This is a genomic window from Buttiauxella massiliensis (assembly GCF_902500225.1).
GTDB lineage: Bacteria > Pseudomonadota > Gammaproteobacteria > Enterobacterales > Enterobacteriaceae > Buttiauxella > Buttiauxella massiliensis.
The window spans coordinates 1-16,328 of record NZ_LR722668.1 but is presented as its reverse complement, the minus strand read 5'-3'; the positions used below and the strand labels follow the sequence as shown (position 1 = coordinate 16,328).

Below are 16,328 nucleotides of genomic sequence, written 5' to 3'. Positions count from 1 at the left end.
ATGTAAGCTCCTGGGGATTTGTTCTCTTGCCGTCTACCTGCAAGCTGAATTATTTAGGGTAAGAATATGATGCTAGTTTCGAGTATTTTAATATTTACTCTACAAACACATGCGGATAGAAGCGCGAAAGATCCTGAGTGATCAGCTCGCGATCTTCACGAATCCCAATTCCTGCAGGTTGATCGTTGATGAGCCAGCTACCGATCAGCACATAACTGTCGCCAAATTTAGGCAACTGATAGAATTCCTGCACGATCATGCCTTCTTCACCGTAAGGACCATCGACACGGGCAATTTCTTCGCCGTTTTCGATGATCTTCACATTTGCACCTTCCCGGGAGAAGATTGGCTTCACCACGTATTTATCCATCGCCGGATAGTTATCTTCGGCGAAATAAGCAGGCAGCAAGTTTGGATGATCCGGGAACATTTCCCACAGCATCGGCAGCAATGCTTTATTGGAGATAATGCTCTTCCAGGCAGGCTCCAGCCAGCGAACGCCAGCATCTTCAAGTTTGGTGGAGAACACTTCACGCAGCATGAATTCCCACGGATAGAGCTTGAACAGGTTACTGATAACCTGATCCTGCAAATCGGTGAACTGGCCTCTCTCGCCCAGACCGATATCTTCCATGTAGACGAATTCGCTCGCCACTTCTGCTTCGGCTGCACAATCTTGCAAATACTGAACCGTGCCGCGATCTTCTGTGGTGTCCTGGCAGCAGGCGAAATGCACCAGATTGAAGCCGTGCTGCTGTTTTAATTCAGCAAAACGTTCAATCAGCTTCTCTTGCAGGCTGTTGAACTGATCGCTTCCTTCTGGCAGATTCCCTGCCTGAACTTGGTCTTCAAGCCAGATCCACTGGAAGAATGCCGCTTCGTATAACGAAGTTGGGGTATCGGCGTTATTTTCCAGGAGCTTAGGTTCACCCACGCCATCCCACGCGATATCCAGACGGGAGTAGAGAGACGGTTGCTGCGAACGCCAGGACTGGCGCACAAATTCCCAGGTGTGTTTCGGGATGCGGAATTTGGCCAGCAGCTCATCACTGCTCACCACTTTTTCGACAACTTTCAGGCACATCTGGTGCAGTTCAGCGGTGACTTCTTCCAGGCGTTCAACTTGAGCGAGCGTTAGCTTGTAATATGCGTCTTCACACCAGTACGGCTCGCCATACATGGTGTGAAAGTTAAAACCGTATTCAGTGGCTTTCTCGCGCCAATCCGGGCGCTCAGTAATCGCAATTCTTTCCATAATTTCTTAGCCACCCATGGAGCGAGAAGAACCTGTTGCGCTGTTACTGCGCTGCATAGTTGATTGTTTGGCAACTGAGTCACCGAAACCGCCACGAGTCACTGTACTGGTGGTTGCAGGTTTTGGTGCCATGGCAGTTTTTGGAACTGTCGCGGTACGGCCAGGTGTGGCTGCACCATAGCTTTTGCCGGTGGCATCGGCATATTTACCGTAAGCCGGGCTTGCTGGATTTTTAGAGCTAAACAACGGTTGCTGCGCGAAACCCGCACCGCCGCCCATCAGGCGACCCATCATGTAGCCTGCCATCAGCGGCATCCAGAAGCTGCCACTTTGTTGTGGCTGAGCCTGAGCTTGTTCACCAGCCATACTGGCTTGTGCAGGGGCTTGCTGACATTGGCCTTCACCAAACTCAGCAATACATTCTTCGCGCGAAGCGTATTTCGGTGCGGTACGTTCTGCTTCTTTCAGCGCGTTGTTAAAGGCAGTAGTACATTCAGCACTTTTACCAGGGTTGGCCTGCGAGCAGTCATCCGCGTTTTGATACATGGAAACTGTTTCGTCATTTTGTTCGCAACCGGCAAGCATAAACACAGCGGTAACGGCCAGTGCGACCGGCGTTAAATGGCGAGCGTTCCAGCTTTTGCGGAACGATGCGTGATTTATGATTTTTGTCCGTTTCATTGTTCTGTCCTGAGCCCAAAGGAATGAAGCTAATATTGCGTTTAGAATAGGGGATGAATGGTTGAAATTAAAGCGATGACGGCTGTTTGGAGGGAGATCTTTACTTTGCCTTACGTTCACGTGCGTAAGTTGTGACGGGGGCATGTTGTCATGCCCCCGAAATACATGATCAGTTACCGAATGGGTTAGCTGATTTTTTGTTTGTTGCAGTGACCGGAGTGGCTTTTGCTGGTGTTGCCGTCTCAGTGGTTGCGGCTGTATCAGCGGAGTAACCATCTGCGCGAGCATTCTGGTCTGGCGTTTCTGGCGCGACGCTTTCGGCAGTAGTTGGTACTGGTTTGCCTAATGTGCCGTTCAACGCAATCAGATCTTGTTCGTTAAGCGTACCCAGAGCTGATTTAATATTCAGTTGGTTGATCAGGTAGTTATAACGAGCACTAGAGAGCTGTTGTTTTGCGTTATACAGCGTAGTCGTCGCATCCAACACATCAACGATGGTACGTGTACCTACGGAGTATCCTGCTTCCATTGCATCTAAAGAGCTTTGGGCAGAGACAACCGCTTGTTTATAAGCGTTGATGGTACTGATAGAGGCGTTAACGTTGTTAAAGGAAGAACGAACTGTTTGCACTACGCTACGATGTGCACTTTCCAGTTGCTCACTTGCGCCTACAAAGTTGTATTGCGCTTGTTTCACCTGAGAAGTTACAGAACCGCCGCTATACAATGGCAAAGAGAAATTCAGACCGATTTTATTCTGACCAACACCCTTATCATCGTACGCCTGGCTGGTGGTTTTAGAGCCGCTGTAGTCAGTATCAGAAACACCTGTCGAAGCGGTTAAGCCCACAGTTGGCATATGGCCAGTTTCAGCGTAACGAATTTGCTCGCGCGCCAGGTCCTGAGACAGACGTGCCTGTAACAATGCCAGGTTACGCTTTTCTGCTTCTTTCAGCAGGTTATTCACCGCGTCAGGCTTGTTGGTTTTGAAGCCATCAACATTCAGCGAAGCCAGAGAAGGATAGTAGTTACCGGTGACCTGGCGCAGCGTTTCTACCGCGTTATCCAGATTATTCCGTGCAGTCACTTCGTTCGCTAATACGTTATCGTATTGTGCACGGGCGTTCTGAACGTCTGTGATGGCTACCAGGCCTACGTTAAAGCGCTGAGTAGTTTGATCTAACTGGCGATAAATAGCCTGTTTCTGTGCTTCTGTGTAGGAGAGGGCGTCAATGGCACTCAACACATTGAAATAGGCGGTCGCTGTATTCAGGATCAGCGTTTGCTGATCTGTCTGATAAGTGACGTCCTGAATACCAGCAGATTTTTCTTGCAGGGTTAGCGCACGCCATTTCGACATATCAAAAATAGTTTGCGTTAATTGCAAAGAGGCACTGGTCGTATTGGAGTCGATGCCATTCGAATCACGGAAGCCATTGCTGTATTCATAATCAGCACCAAGGCCTAGCTGTGGCAGTAATGGACTACGTGCTTCGTTGATTTTTTCGAATGCGGCATCACGGTCAGCAGCGGATTTACGCAAGTCCGGGTTGCTTAAACGTGCCTGCTGATAAACCTGCATCAGGTTTTCTGCCTGGCTCATGGCACTGAAACCCGTTAGGCTCAGACCGATAAGAATTGGGAGCAGTTTCTTCATTTGCATTCCTTGTTGTGAAGCAGAAATTGTTTGTTAGCGCTGACAAGAGCCGAAAATGATCGCCGATTCTAGCAGAGTCTGCCAGCTGGGAAGCTTGGCGTAATGTGCCATCTGCCCTTAATTTTCATCAATCTACCACATAGGAAATGAAACGGCAGTCATACCAACTTGAATTCGCACATTTCATGACCATAAAAATATCAGGAAACCAATATGACTAAGCAAAAAGATCAACTTGTCACGTTAGGTAAAAACGATGTTGAAATTATTGCACGGGAAACGCTTTATAGCGGTTTTTTTTCGCTAGATCTTTATCGCTTTCGCCATCGCCTGTTTAATGGCGAAATGAGTGGTGAAGTTCGGCGTGAAATTTTAGAACGCGGGCACGCAGCAGTACTGCTACCCTATGACCCTGTGCGAGACGAAGTTGTATTGATAGAGCAGATTCGGATTGCTGCCTATGACACAAGTGAGAGCCCATGGCTGCTCGAACTGGTTGCAGGAATGATTGAAGAAGGTGAAAGCGTCGAAGACGTTGCGCGCCGTGAAGCAATCGAAGAAGCGGGTCTGGTAGTGGGTCGAACAAAACCTGTTATCAACTACCTTGCAAGCCCGGGTGGGACCAGCGAACGTTTATCTATCCTGGTGGGGGAAGTGGATGCTTCGAACGCGCAGGGTATACATGGTCTGGCAGATGAAAACGAAGATATTCGTGTTCATGTCGTGAGCCGGGAACAGGCTTATCAGTTAGTAGAAGAAGGGAAAATCGATAACGCAGCTTCAGTCATCGCACTGCTTTGGCTGCAATTGCATCATGAGAAATTAAGAGCCGAGTGGAACAACTAAACATGAAGCGCTACACACCTGACTTCCCGGAAATGATGCGCCTGTGCGAAACCAATTTCGCACAACTACGACGTCTGCTTCCTCGTAATGATGAGGTAGGTGAAAAAGTCACTTACCAGGTCAGTAGCGCCCAATATCGGCTCACTATTATTGAGTCGACACGTTATACAACTCTTGTGCAAATCGAACAAACGGCCCCAGCTGTGAGCTATTGGAGCCTACCATCGATGTCGGTGAGGCTATATCATGACGCGATGGTCGCGGAAGTGTGTTCAAGTCAGCAGATCTTTCGCTTCAAAGCGCGTTATGATTATCCTAATAAAAAGTTGCATCAACGCGACGAAAAGCATCAAATTAACCAGTTTCTAGCCGATTGGCTGCGTTATTGTTTGGCGCATGGAGCGATGGCGGTTCCGGTTTGTTAGTGAGGGTGAAACCTAAGGACACCATTTGGAAAGCCTGTTAAATCTTCCTGTGGCCGGTGGGGGCCAGATCAGGATCTTGCAAATTACAGATACCCACCTGTTCTCTGGAAAGAACGAAACGCTGCTTGGTATCAATACCTGGATGAGTTATCAGGCTGTTATTGACGCCATCCTCGCTGAGCAGCGTCATTACGACCTTATCGTTGCAACTGGGGATTTGGCCCAGGATCACAGTGCGCAAGCCTACCAACACTTTGTTGAAGGCATCGCGGGGATTCCTGCGCCCTGCGTTTGGCTCCCTGGTAATCACGATTTCCAACCGGCGATGTTCAGCTCGTTGCTGGAAGCCGGAATTTCCCCGGCTAAACAAGTTTTCTTAGGCGATAGCTGGCAGATTTTGTTGCTGGACAGCCAGGTATTTGGTGTTCCACATGGTGAATTGAGCGACTATCAACTCGACTGGCTGGAGCGTAAGCTCGCTGGTGCGCCTGAACGCCATACTCTATTGCTGTTGCATCATCATCCAGTCCCTGCGGGCTGTAGCTGGCTGGACCAACATAGCCTGCGCAATGCCGCTGAGCTTGATAACGTGCTGCAAAAATTCCCAAAAGTGAAAACTCTGGTGTGTGGGCATATTCATCAGGAGTTAGATCTCGACTGGAATGGTCGACGTATGCTGGCAACACCTTCGACTTGCGTGCAATTCAAACCTCATTGCTCCAACTTCACACTCGATACCATCGAGCCGGGTTGGCGTTGGCTGGAACTTCATCCAAACGGTGAGGTGACCACGGAGGTTTGCCGCCTAAAGGGTGCGGTATTTAACCCTGATACCGCGTCAGAAGGGTATTGATGTCAACGCTACTTTACTTACACGGCTTCAACAGTTCGCCGCGTTCAGCCAAGGCCACGAGTTTGAAAGCGTGGCTTGCGCAGAACCATCCTCATATCAATATGATTGTACCGGAACTCCCACCTTATCCTGCCGATGCGGCAGAGTTGCTGGAGTCGTTGGTGCTGGAGCATGGTGGCGAACCGTTAGGTGTAGTTGGCTCGTCTTTGGGCGGCTATTACGCCACTTGGTTGTCGCAATGTTTTACGCTCCCAGCGGTAGTGGTAAACCCGGCAGTCCGGCCTTTTGAGCTGCTGGTGGATTATCTCGGCACCAACGAGAACCCCTACACTGGGCAGCAATATGTGCTAGAGTCTCGCCATATTTACGATCTTAAAGTCATGCAAGTTGACCCGTTAGATTCGCCAGATCTCATCTGGTTGTTGCAACAAACGGGTGACGAAGTGCTTGATTATCGCCAGGCGGTTGCGTACTACACCCCCTGTCGCCAGACGGTAGAATCCGGTGGCAATCACGCCTTTGTAGGCTTCGAAGATTATTTCACACAGATCGTCGACTTTCTTGGCCTGCACTAAGGCCTGATGTCGGATTCCTGTTTCGCTATCTGAACGAATAAACCATGACGCAATCCAGTTATAACGCCGATGCCATTGAGGTACTCACCGGGCTTGAGCCTGTTCGCCGCCGCCCCGGGATGTACACCGACACCACCCGTCCAAACCATTTGGGCCAGGAAGTCATTGATAACAGCGTGGATGAAGCGCTGGCAGGCCATGCGAAGCGTGTTGATGTTATTCTCCATGCCGATCAGTCATTAGAAGTTATTGATGACGGGCGCGGCATGCCGGTAGATATCCACCCGGAAGAGGGCGTTCCGGCGGTCGAGCTTATCCTTTGTCGCCTGCATGCGGGCGGTAAATTCTCCAACAAAAACTACCAGTTCTCTGGCGGTCTGCACGGCGTGGGCATTTCTGTCGTTAACGCCTTGTCAAAACGTGTTGAAGTCACTGTGCGTCGTGATGCGCAGGTTTACAGCATCGCGTTTGAAAACGGCGATAAAGTCCAGGAACTGGCGGTGGTCGGCACCTGCGGCAAACGCAATACCGGCACCAGCGTTCACTTCTGGCCAGATGCTTCGTTCTTCGACAGCCCACGTTTCTCCGTTTCTCGTTTAAGCCATTTGCTGAAAGCCAAAGCGGTACTCTGTCCGGGCGTGGAAATCACCTTCACCGATAAAGTGAACAACACCGAGCAGCGCTGGTGTTATCAGGATGGTCTGCAAGACTATCTGTGCGAAGCGGTAAACGGCCTGCCGACGCTTCCGGAAAAGCCATTTGTCGGCAACTTTGCCGGTGATGTCGAGCAAGTAGACTGGGCGCTGTTATGGCTCCCGGAAGGTGGCGAACTGCTGACGGAAAGCTACGTCAACCTGATCCCAACCATGCAGGGCGGTACTCACGTCAACGGTTTGCGCCAGGGGCTGCTTGATGCGATGCGCGAGTTTTGCGAATACCGCAACATTCTGCCACGCGGCGTAAAGCTATCTGCTGAGGATATTTGGGAACGTTGCGCCTACGTGCTCTCCGTTAAAATGCAGGACCCTCAGTTCGCAGGGCAAACCAAAGAACGCCTGTCATCACGCCAGTGTGCGGCATTTGTTTCCGGTGTTGTGAAAGACGCATTCAGCTTGTGGCTGAACCAGAATATTCAGATTGCAGAACAACTCGCTGAGCTGGCTATTTCCAGCGCTCAGCGCCGTATGCGTGCCGCTAAAAAAGTGGTGCGTAAGAAACTGACTAGCGGCCCGGCATTGCCTGGCAAACTGGCTGACTGTTCTGCACAAGATTTAAGCCGTACTGAATTGTTTCTGGTGGAAGGGGATTCCGCAGGCGGTTCTGCTAAACAGGCTCGTGACCGTGAATACCAGGCGATCATGCCGCTCAAAGGTAAGATCTTAAACACCTGGGAAGTCTCGTCGGACGAAGTGCTGGCATCACAAGAAGTGCATGATATTTCTGTCGCGATCGGTATCGACCCAGACAGCGAAGACCTGAGCCAATTGCGCTACGGTAAAGTTTGTATCCTTGCGGATGCGGACTCCGACGGTTTGCACATTGCCACTTTGCTGTGCGCATTGTTCGTGCGCCACTTCCGTTCGCTGGTTCGCGGTGGTCACGTCTATGTCGCGATGCCACCGCTTTACCGTATCGACCTCGGTAAAGAGGTTTACTACGCGCTGGATGAAGAAGAAAAAGCAGGTGTGCTTGAGCAACTTAAGCGTAAGAAAGGGAAACCGAACGTGCAGCGCTTTAAAGGGCTGGGCGAGATGAACCCACTGCAGTTACGTGAAACCACGCTTGATCCAAATACTCGCCGCCTGGTACAACTCACCATTGACGATGAAGACAACGACAAAACAATGGCAATCATGGATATGTTGCTGGCGAAGAAGCGTTCTGAAGATCGTCGTAACTGGTTGCAGGATAAAGGCGATATGGCGGATCTCGAGGTCTAATGCCCCTAAGGATAAATTGATAAATCAGCTGAACTTTGAGCATGGAAGCTCTGGTCAGGCTGTAAAATATCAGAACCAGCTCGTAAGATTTTGTGTGAAAATTATTTTTTGATTTCCGGCAATTATATCGAATTGTCGGAAATCGATCCTTTTGCGGTATCGAAGTAAAACCCCTCCTATGCCCCCAATGTATCCAAAAAATCGGATAAAGGAACCGGGCGGTGATACAAATAGCCTTGCTGATAATCAACGTTGTTCTCATGCAAATATTTTGCCTGCTCCTCAGTTTCAACGCCTTCCGCAATAACTTTTAAATTCAGTGATTTTGATAATGAGACAACATTTTCTACGATATGGTGAGAGATAGCATCAAGACCAATCATTTTAATAAAACTACGGTCAATTTTAATATAGCTTACTGGGAATTTTTGAAGGTAGTGGTGAGTGGCGTACCCTGTTCCAAAATCGTCAAGTGCAAAAAGAATATTTAGATCCTTAAGCGCCACAGCGCCCTTTATCGCAACTTTAGCATCAGTATTAAAGTTTCTTTCTGTTATTTCAAATATGGTAGTTATTGAATTACAACTTTCTTTAAAGGTTTTGCTTTTGGTAACTAGCTCCGGATCTTCTAGATGTTCAGGAGAGATATTAATTGATAAGTGAAAATCTTTTGGCAGTTTATGTGCTTTGTCTTGTAAGGTTTTTTGCACATTTTCCAGTAACTGATGTGTTACCTTAACAATGATACCGCTTGATTCCATCGCCGGAATAAATGTATTTGGGGGAATGAGCCCCATTGTTGGATGTTTCCATCGAAGAAGTATTTCACAACCAATGATTTTTTTGTTTCTTGTGTCCATTATAGCTTGCGCAAAAGGTATGAACTCATTTTTTTTCATGGCGCGGAGCATATATCTTTTAGAAAGAAAATTGTAATGGGAAAACGATTGGAGGAACATAACAAAAAAAACAATAAATGTTATAATACCTATTGGTAATCCAGCTTGAGTTATTACTCTGATGATTTTTTCTTGCAGGGTTGTATATTGCTCAATATAGAGTATGCCGCTTAATATCTCTTTATTCGTATAGTTAGAATAAATCCCACCTTTAGTTTTAACGATAGAGGAAATCGATTTATTGGAAATATCATTATCACTGGAAATTATAATTTTGTTATTCTTATCAAATACCGTAACGTGATAATTATTATCATTGCTTTTGACTATTTTATTTATATAATCTAGGTTGAGATCAAGTGATATAGCTCCTTTGAATTCATATTTATTATAAACAGGCGCTGTAACTGTTAGTATCTGCCCCTTTCCAGCAATATCAATATAGGGTGTTGTGATTTTCACTTCACGTTCAGGATTGTTTTCTGGTGTAATTAAATTCCAGAATGGATCGGTGTACATGCCGGGATTAAAGTAATAAGTGCTAACCTCTTTTTTAGATGAATATGGAGCGATATAAACAAATGAGTTTTTTGAGGTGTAGTAAATCCATGAATATAATTTTGTAAAATAACCATCCCCTACATCAATGTTAAGAGACGCCGCAGCATTCGCTTCATTTTTTGTATCCGTATCTAACTTTTCATATGAGCCAAGACCACTAATCATCCCTCCAGTAATATTATTGTGAGGTGTTATTTTAAAATGCCAATTCTCTGACGAACTATTGTTATTTTTTGGCATTGAAATTTGATTGTTACTATTTTTGGATTGTAAGTTAATTTCCATCTGTTTTCGTAGCATTTCACATAATACAATGCTTACGTTTATTTTTTCACTTATGCTTTTTATATATGAATCAACTGTTTCATTTATGCTTACAGTATCTTTTTCCCAATATGAACCCAACATGGCAGCAACGCAAACAACCCAAACCACTAACAACAGATGCTTTTTATTCATTATTTATGAGACATTTATAAGTATTTATGCGTTATTATTAAATAATTGGATTATGTATTCAATGTTTCGATTTGATTACACATCGACTGACATCCTTAATCTTTTTGAAAAAAAAGAGACCCACTTTGCTTTTCTCGGCAGTTGATTTTCACTTCCAGAATCAAGCTCGCCGGTTCAAAAGTCATGGCTCTGGGGTTTCCATCCCAGATAGCTCCCTTTCCCTTGCACATGACCCTCCTCACATTTTTCCCGTTTACAGCTTGAAATAGTAATACTCCATCCGCTATTCTTTTTTGGAGTTAAACTTCATTTGGATTTGCAAGGCGGAGCAGAATGTCACTACTAACAAAATTAGAACAAAGCGTGCGTGATTGCGGGGGGCTTATCGTCTCCTGCCAGCCCGTACCCGGTAGCCCAATGGACAGGCCAGATATCGTGGCAGCAATGGCGCAAGCAGCTGTATCTGCGGGAGCTATTGCCATCCGTATTGAAGGAATCGCCAATCTGGAAGCGGTACGGCCACTTATTTCAGTTCCAATCATTGGCATTATGAAACGCGACCTCGAAGACTCCGCTGTGCGCATCACTCCGTTTTTGCATGACGTTGATGCGCTCGCAAAAGCCGGGGCCGACATTATTGCCTTCGACGCAACATTCCGCCCACGCCCGGTGGCTATTGATGAACTGATTGCACGTATTCACCATCATGGATTACTGGCAATGGCAGACAGCTCGACGGTAGAAGAAGGCCTCAACTGCAAACACAAAGGCGTTGAGTTCATTGGCACAACGATGTCTGGGTACACTACTTCAGTTACGCCTGAAGGGCCGGATCTGAGGATGGTGTCAGAGTTAAGCGATGCTGGCTGCCGCGTCATTGCTGAAGGTCGTTATAACTCTCCTGAGCTGGCATCACAGGCTATCAATCATGGCGCATGGGCTGTTACTGTTGGTTCAGCCATCACTCGTATTGAACATATTTGCCAGTGGTTCAGCGATGCCGTTAAGCGCTAAGCCGGAGAAGACGATGAACACACTTGCTATTGATATCGGCGGCACAAAACTGGCCGCGGCGCTTATCAACTCGCAGCATGAAATCTCTTTACGCTCGGAGATTCCCACTCCGGCAAATGCTGAGCCACAAGCTCTGGAGCGGGCTTTAGCTCAGTTAGTAGCAGCCTATGAAGGGAAAGCACAGCGGGTGGCGATTGCCTCTACAGGTATTATTGATAACGGGATTCTTACCGCACTAAATCCAGATAATCTCGGTGGCCTGAATCATTTCCCGTTGCAGGCAACCGTTGAACGCCTCACAGGGTTACCGTGCGCGGTTCTCAACGATGCGCAGGCTGCCGCCTGGGCAGAGTATTGCCATCTGTCAGATCAATTCAAACACGTTACGTTTATTACGGTTTCCACTGGAGTAGGTGGCGGCATCGTTATCAATGGCGAACTGCTAACGGGTCCTCATGCCTTCGCAGGCCATATTGGACACACTCAGGCCGATCCGAATGGCCCAATGTGCGGTTGCGGGCGCGTTGGTTGTGTTGAGGCTATAGCCTCCGGGCGCGGTATTGCAGCAGGAGCTCAGCATGATCTTTTGGGCAAAAATGCCCGTGAAATCTTTGTTTTGGCGCAGGACGGCAACGAGCAGGCACAACAACTATTTGCGCGTTCAGCACAGGCGATTTGCCAGCTGATTGCCAATCTTAAAGCTCTGCTGGATACCGAATGCATCGTGCTGGGCGGCAGCGTCGGGCTTGCTCCGGGTTACCGTCTACAGGTGGAAAAGCAGCTCGCAACACTACCCGCGGCATTCCATGTTCCTGTTTATTCCGCTCACTATCAGCATGATGCGGGGTTAATGGGGGCTGCCCTCTGGTCTGAATATCACGCAGTCTGATCGTTTATAAAATTTAAAATTCAGACAGTTACCTCATCCTAATAAAACCATAAGTAGGAAAGTGCCATAATGACTCATTCTTTCGGCATCTTTAATTACGTTGTTCTTTTCGGCTATTTACTGGCCATGATGTTAGTCGGTGTCTATTTTTCAAAGCGGCAGAAAACGGCTGATGATTATTTCCGTGGCGGCGGCCGAATTCCTGGCTGGGCTGCAGGTGTTAGTGTATTTGCCACCACGCTAAGCTCGATTACTTTTATGTCCATTCCAGCCAAGGCATTCACCACTGACTGGACGTTTATTCTCGGCCAATATCTGGTTATTGCCATATTACCGGTGGTCTTTTACTTCTATATTCCATTCTTCCGTAAGCTAAAGGTAACTTCTGCCTACGAATATCTTGAAGCTCGTTTCGATGTTCGTAGCCGTTTGTTCGCCAGCCTCTCTTTTATGATGTTTAACATAGGCCGTATTGCCATTATCACTTACTTAACGGTGTTGGCTCTGCGTCCATTTATTGGCATTGACCCAATCGTTTTGGTGCTACTGATTAGTGTTATGTGCATTATCTATACCTGGATGGGCGGTATTGAAGGGGTTATCTGGACTGACGTTATTCAGGGGTTGTTGTTATCGGGCAGCGCGGTGCTTATTTTCATCGTGATTTGCTTCAAGGTGCAGGGCGGGTTCGGTGAGATTTTCACCGTGACACAACATGCCGATAAATTCTTCCCGGCGTCACAGTTCCGCTGGAGCTGGACGGAAAGCACTGTGCCAGTTCTGATGATTGGTTTCCTGTTTGCCAATATTCAGCAATTTACCGCCAGTCAGGATGTGGTCCAGCGCTATATCGTGACGGACTCCATTGAGGAAACGAAGAAAACACTGCTCACCAACGCTAAGCTTATCGCCATTATTCCAATTTTCTTCTTTGCCATCGGTTCGGCTCTGTTTGTTTACTACAAACAAAACCCAAGTCTGTTACCAGCAGGCTTTAACATCGGGGGGATCTTGCCGCTATTCGTGGTGACGGAAATGCCTACAGGTATTGCCGGTTTGATTATCGCCGCTATTTTTGCGGCTGCGCAGTCCAGTATTTCAAGTAGCCTGAACAGTATCTCCAGTTGCTTTAACTCCGATATTTATCAAAGACTGAGCAGCAAAAAAAGAACCCCAGAAAACAGTATGCGTATGGCTAAACTGGTGATCCTTATTGCCGGGCTGTTTAGTAGCGCTGCGACGGTATGGTTGGTGATGGCGAATGAATCAGAAATCTGGGATGCCTTTAACAGCTTAATTGGGCTGATGGGTGGCCCTATGACTGGTCTGTTTATGTTGGGGATTTTCTGCAAACGTGCCAATGCGGGTAGTGCAACTCTTGGCATTGTGGTCAGTATTGTAGCGGTGCTGTTTGCCCGCTATGCCACCGACTTGAATTTCTTCTTCTACGGCGTGGTTGGCTGTTTGAGTGTGGTTATCAGCGGCGTTATTTTCGCCCCATTATTTGCTTCAGCACCGGCGCTGACGCTTGATGAAACACGTGAGTAAAAGGTGACATCATGATTTTAGGACGAATTTCAGAGCTCAGCGCTCAGACTGGTATTGCCCCTCAGTTACTGGCCATTTTTAAGCAGGCGCTGGCGAAGCATCCGGAAACACTAAGTGCGGGTCGCCATGAAATAGACGGCGACGATATCTTTATGAATGTTATGAGCTTTGATACCTCAGAACCACAGAGCAAGCGTTACGAGCAGCATCGCGAATATCTTGATATTCAGGTGTTACTCAGTGGTCAGGAGCGCATTGATTTTGGCCCGATTGGTGCGGCAATAGAGCCAGATATATATCACGAAGATGATGATTATCTGCTTTGTGATGAGGTTGCACCTTGCCAGACTTTGCATATGCAACCCGGAATGTTTGCGATATTCCTTCCGGGCGAGCCACATAAACCAGGTTGTATCAGCGAAACGGCGCAGTCTATTAGCAAGGTAGTCATCAAAGTGCATTATCGCTGTCTATAACAAGATGTTTTAACGTCATAATAATATTAAGCAGTAAATGAGTTCTTCTTTGACGGCGCGATGTACGCATACCCCCTATGCTTACATCGCGCTTTTTTTCATGCCACAGACTTGTTACGCTCTCAACCATTCAAAATTGCAGGCTTTTTGCCACATCACGCACTCAAGAGCAGGAAATTATGGAGTCTCAAGTCCAACGCCTTAAACCCGGAAAAATCCTCGACACACTTGGTGCGATGCAAAATAGCCTGACGCGTGTTTCACAGCGGATCGCGCACTATATTTTGACCTCTCCACAGCAGGTGACTCAGCTCTCTATCGCTGAGTTGTCACGCGAAACACAGGCTGGCGAAGCCACTGTCATTCGTTTCTGTCGCACCCTGGGTTATAAGGGTTTTCAAGACTTTAAAATGGATTTGGCTATTGAACTGGCTACAGTGGATACCGATAACAGCAGCCCGCTGTTGGATGGGGAGATTAGTGAGTCAGACGATGCGCGCACCATTGGTTTGAAACTGCAAAGCACCATTAATAATGTGTTGTCTGAAACCCTGAACTTGCTGGATATGAATCAGGTCAATCAGGTCGTCGACGCATTACGCACCAGTAACTCGGTGTACATTTTCGGTGTCGGCTCGTCGGGAATTACTGCGGAAGATATGAAGCATAAGCTGATGCGTATTGGTTTGCGGGTCGATGCCGTTACCAATAATCACTTTATGTATATGCAGGCTACATTGCTCAAAGCGGGCGATGTGGCGATTGCTATCAGCCACACCGGTACATCTCCGGAAACGGTCCATGCCCTCAAGCTTGCCAGACAAGCGGGGGCAACCACCGTTGCTCTGACCCATAATTTAGGTTCCCCGCTAATTGAAGTAGCCGATTTTAGCCTGATCAACGGTAACCGCCAGGGGATGCTGCAAGGCGATTCGATTGGCACTAAGACAGCACAACTATTTGTGCTGGATTTGCTCTACACCTTGCTGGTGCAGGCCGCGCCAGAGCAAGCTCGCGAAAGTAAGTTGCGTACCATGGATGCACTTAACATCGCAAAGTAATGCCACATTAGCGGCATTGATCACAGTTCAACGTATTAAGCCATTTTAGCGATGCCACGATGGTTGCATCACTCCATTTGCCGTCTTAATATAGAGTTAAACTTCATAATCACAAATCATTAGAAGTAAAACTCCAAAGAGGCTTGCATGGAAAAGTTAACTGGCTTAATCGCCGCGCCACACACACCATTTACCGCTGATGGAAGTGTTAATTATCCGGTTATTGACCAAATTGCCACACATCTGATTGAGCAAGGTGTTAAAGGTGCCTATGTACTGGGCACTACCGGTGAGGGCATTCATTGCTCGGTCGATGAGCGCAAAAAAATTGCAGAACGTTGGGTGAGTGCAAGTGCGGGTAAACTGAGTATTACTTTGCATACGGGGGCTCTGAGTATCGCGGATTCCGTTGAACTTAGCCGCCACGCTGAAACTTTGGATATCTTTGCGACCTCAGTAATTGGTCCTTGCTTCTTCAAGCCGGGCAATATTGAAGATCTAGTGGAATACTGCCGTATTAATGCGGCCGCCGCACCATCTAAAGGTTTCTACTATTACCATTCCGGCATGTCGGGTGTGAATCTCGATATGGAGCAATTTTTACAGGTTGCAGCCGATCGTATTCCTAACCTCACTGGCATGAAGTTTAACTCCAGTGACATGTATGAATATCAACGCTGTGTGCGCGTGAATAACGGCCAGTTTGATATTCCATTTGGTGTTGATGAGTTTTTACCTGCGGGTCTGGCATGTGGTGCAGTTGGCGCAGTAGGCAGCACCTATAACTATGCAGCACCGTTGTATCACCGCCTGATTGATAGCTTTAATCGTGGTGACCAGGCAGATGTTGCTGGTTGTATGGATAAGGTCATCGCTATCATCCGCGTGCTGGTGCAGTACGGTGGCGTTGCCGCTGGTAAAGTTGCGATGAAACTGCACGGCATTGATGTAGGTGACCCGCGTCGTCCGCTGCGCCCAATGACTGAGCAGCAAAAGCAAGATGCGCTGCAAGCCTTCCGCAAGGCTGATTTCCTTTAATCGGCTAGCAATATTCTGGTTTAGATGACTAGTCCTGATATAGGTTGACACTTTTCAGCCTTAAAATGCCTGATGAACTTCATCGGGCGTTTTGTATTTTAACGACAGATGCGGACGCCGGGTATTGTAGATTTCTACCGACTCCCTGACC

The 16,328-nt window shown here is 47.5% G+C and carries 16 protein-coding genes; 11 read left to right on the top strand and 5 right to left on the bottom strand.

Annotated features, from left to right (window positions below; all coding sequences use genetic code 11):
- Positions 1-94 precede the first annotated feature (94 nt).
- From GC128_RS21350 to tolC, 3 genes are all read right to left on the bottom strand, one after another.
- Positions 95-1,255 (bottom strand): glutathionylspermidine synthase family protein, encoded by a 1,161-nt coding sequence (locus GC128_RS21350; RefSeq protein WP_151995984.1) that lies wholly within the window; start codon positions 1,253-1,255, stop codon positions 95-97.
- A gap of 6 nt (positions 1,256-1,261) precedes the next feature.
- A complete protein-coding gene (locus GC128_RS21345; RefSeq protein ID WP_064516077.1) occupies positions 1,262-1,936 on the bottom strand; it encodes a DUF1190 family protein in 675 nt (224 codons plus the stop codon).
- A 169-nt stretch (positions 1,937-2,105) separates the two neighbouring features.
- The gene (tolC, locus tag GC128_RS21340) at positions 2,106-3,599 is read right to left on the bottom strand and encodes an outer membrane channel protein TolC (protein WP_151995983.1); all 1,494 of its coding nucleotides are present in this window, start codon (positions 3,597-3,599) and stop codon (positions 2,106-2,108) included.
- 207 nt (positions 3,600-3,806) lie between these two features.
- Here tolC and nudF point away from each other — a divergent pair, with 207 nt between their 5' ends.
- From nudF to parE, 5 genes are read left to right on the top strand one after another with little or no spacing between them, the layout of a single operon-like run.
- Entirely contained in the window at positions 3,807-4,439 is a 633-nt protein-coding gene (nudF, locus tag GC128_RS21335; RefSeq protein WP_151995982.1) for an ADP-ribose diphosphatase, read from the top strand.
- Positions 4,440-4,441: 2 nt separating this feature from the next.
- Positions 4,442-4,864 (top strand): DUF1249 family protein, encoded by a 423-nt coding sequence (locus GC128_RS21330; RefSeq protein ID WP_151995981.1) that lies wholly within the window; start codon positions 4,442-4,444, stop codon positions 4,862-4,864.
- Between the two features lie 25 nt (positions 4,865-4,889).
- Positions 4,890-5,717: a 3',5'-cyclic-AMP phosphodiesterase gene (gene cpdA / locus GC128_RS21325; RefSeq protein WP_151995980.1), complete on the top strand. Its 828-nt coding sequence runs from the start codon at positions 4,890-4,892 to the stop codon at positions 5,715-5,717.
- On the top strand, positions 5,717-6,292 hold the full coding sequence (gene yqiA / locus GC128_RS21320) for an esterase YqiA (RefSeq protein ID WP_034461016.1): 576 nt from the start codon (positions 5,717-5,719) through the stop codon (positions 6,290-6,292). Before cpdA ends, yqiA begins: the two co-directional genes overlap by 1 nt.
- A 44-nt stretch (positions 6,293-6,336) precedes the next feature.
- Positions 6,337-8,232 carry a DNA topoisomerase IV subunit B gene (gene parE / locus GC128_RS21315; protein ID WP_151995979.1) on the top strand — a complete coding sequence of 632 codons (1,896 nt, stop codon included), beginning with the start codon at positions 6,337-6,339 and terminating at the stop codon, positions 8,230-8,232.
- Positions 8,233-8,408: 176 nt separating this feature from the next.
- On the opposite strand, the gene GC128_RS21310 is transcribed toward parE, so the two are convergent.
- The gene (locus tag GC128_RS21310; protein WP_151995978.1) at positions 8,409-10,151 is read right to left on the bottom strand and encodes an EAL domain-containing protein; all 1,743 of its coding nucleotides are present in this window, start codon (positions 10,149-10,151) and stop codon (positions 8,409-8,411) included.
- A gap of 333 nt (positions 10,152-10,484) precedes the next feature.
- Here GC128_RS21310 and GC128_RS21305 point away from each other — a divergent pair, with 333 nt between their 5' ends.
- The 6 genes from GC128_RS21305 (at position 10,485) to GC128_RS21280 (ending at position 16,177) form a co-directional block, all read left to right on the top strand.
- Positions 10,485-11,165 carry an N-acetylmannosamine-6-phosphate 2-epimerase gene (locus GC128_RS21305; RefSeq protein WP_151995977.1) on the top strand — a complete coding sequence of 227 codons (681 nt, stop codon included), beginning with the start codon at positions 10,485-10,487 and terminating at the stop codon, positions 11,163-11,165.
- Between the two features lie 13 nt (positions 11,166-11,178).
- Entirely contained in the window at positions 11,179-12,054 is an 876-nt protein-coding gene (gene nanK / locus GC128_RS21300; protein ID WP_151995976.1) for an N-acetylmannosamine kinase, read from the top strand.
- Positions 12,055-12,120: 66 nt separating this feature from the next.
- A complete protein-coding gene (locus tag GC128_RS21295) occupies positions 12,121-13,602 on the top strand; it encodes a sodium:solute symporter (RefSeq protein ID WP_151995975.1) in 1,482 nt (493 codons plus the stop codon).
- A gap of 11 nt (positions 13,603-13,613) precedes the next feature.
- The gene (gene nanQ, locus GC128_RS21290; protein WP_151995974.1) at positions 13,614-14,078 is read left to right on the top strand and encodes an N-acetylneuraminate anomerase; all 465 of its coding nucleotides are present in this window, start codon (positions 13,614-13,616) and stop codon (positions 14,076-14,078) included.
- A 179-nt stretch (positions 14,079-14,257) separates the two neighbouring features.
- A complete protein-coding gene (locus GC128_RS21285) occupies positions 14,258-15,139 on the top strand; it encodes a MurR/RpiR family transcriptional regulator (RefSeq protein ID WP_151995973.1) in 882 nt (293 codons plus the stop codon).
- A gap of 147 nt (positions 15,140-15,286) precedes the next feature.
- Entirely contained in the window at positions 15,287-16,177 is an 891-nt protein-coding gene (locus GC128_RS21280; protein ID WP_151995972.1) for a dihydrodipicolinate synthase family protein, read from the top strand.
- A 60-nt stretch (positions 16,178-16,237) separates the two neighbouring features.
- On the opposite strand, the gene GC128_RS21275 is transcribed toward GC128_RS21280, so the two are convergent.
- Positions 16,238-16,328 (bottom strand): integrase core domain-containing protein (locus GC128_RS21275; RefSeq protein ID WP_151993624.1); only part of this gene is annotated, 91 nt, incomplete at its 5' end.

What these genes read in the sequence shown, in the direction of transcription:
- yqiA (WP_034461016.1), top strand. Translation starts at nt 5,717, where the DNA reads ATGTCAACGCTACTTTACTTACACGGCTTCAACAGTTCGCCGCGTTCA.
- GC128_RS21280 (WP_151995972.1), top strand. Translation starts at nt 15,287, where the DNA reads ATGGAAAAGTTAACTGGCTTAATCGCCGCGCCACACACACCATTTACC.
- GC128_RS21310 (WP_151995978.1), bottom strand. Translation starts at nt 10,151, where the DNA reads ATGAATAAAAAGCATCTGTTGTTAGTGGTTTGGGTTGTTTGCGTTGCT.
- nanQ (WP_151995974.1), top strand. Translation starts at nt 13,614, where the DNA reads ATGATTTTAGGACGAATTTCAGAGCTCAGCGCTCAGACTGGTATTGCC.
- nanK (WP_151995976.1), top strand. Translation starts at nt 11,179, where the DNA reads ATGAACACACTTGCTATTGATATCGGCGGCACAAAACTGGCCGCGGCG.
- nudF (WP_151995982.1), top strand. Translation starts at nt 3,807, where the DNA reads ATGACTAAGCAAAAAGATCAACTTGTCACGTTAGGTAAAAACGATGTT.
- parE (WP_151995979.1), top strand. Translation starts at nt 6,337, where the DNA reads ATGACGCAATCCAGTTATAACGCCGATGCCATTGAGGTACTCACCGGG.
- GC128_RS21285 (WP_151995973.1), top strand. Translation starts at nt 14,258, where the DNA reads ATGGAGTCTCAAGTCCAACGCCTTAAACCCGGAAAAATCCTCGACACA.
- GC128_RS21350 (WP_151995984.1), bottom strand. Translation starts at nt 1,255, where the DNA reads ATGGAAAGAATTGCGATTACTGAGCGCCCGGATTGGCGCGAGAAAGCC.
- tolC (WP_151995983.1), bottom strand. Translation starts at nt 3,599, where the DNA reads ATGCAAATGAAGAAACTGCTCCCAATTCTTATCGGTCTGAGCCTAACG.
- GC128_RS21345 (WP_064516077.1), bottom strand. Translation starts at nt 1,936, where the DNA reads ATGAAACGGACAAAAATCATAAATCACGCATCGTTCCGCAAAAGCTGG.
- GC128_RS21305 (WP_151995977.1), top strand. Translation starts at nt 10,485, where the DNA reads ATGTCACTACTAACAAAATTAGAACAAAGCGTGCGTGATTGCGGGGGG.
- GC128_RS21330 (WP_151995981.1), top strand. Translation starts at nt 4,442, where the DNA reads ATGAAGCGCTACACACCTGACTTCCCGGAAATGATGCGCCTGTGCGAA.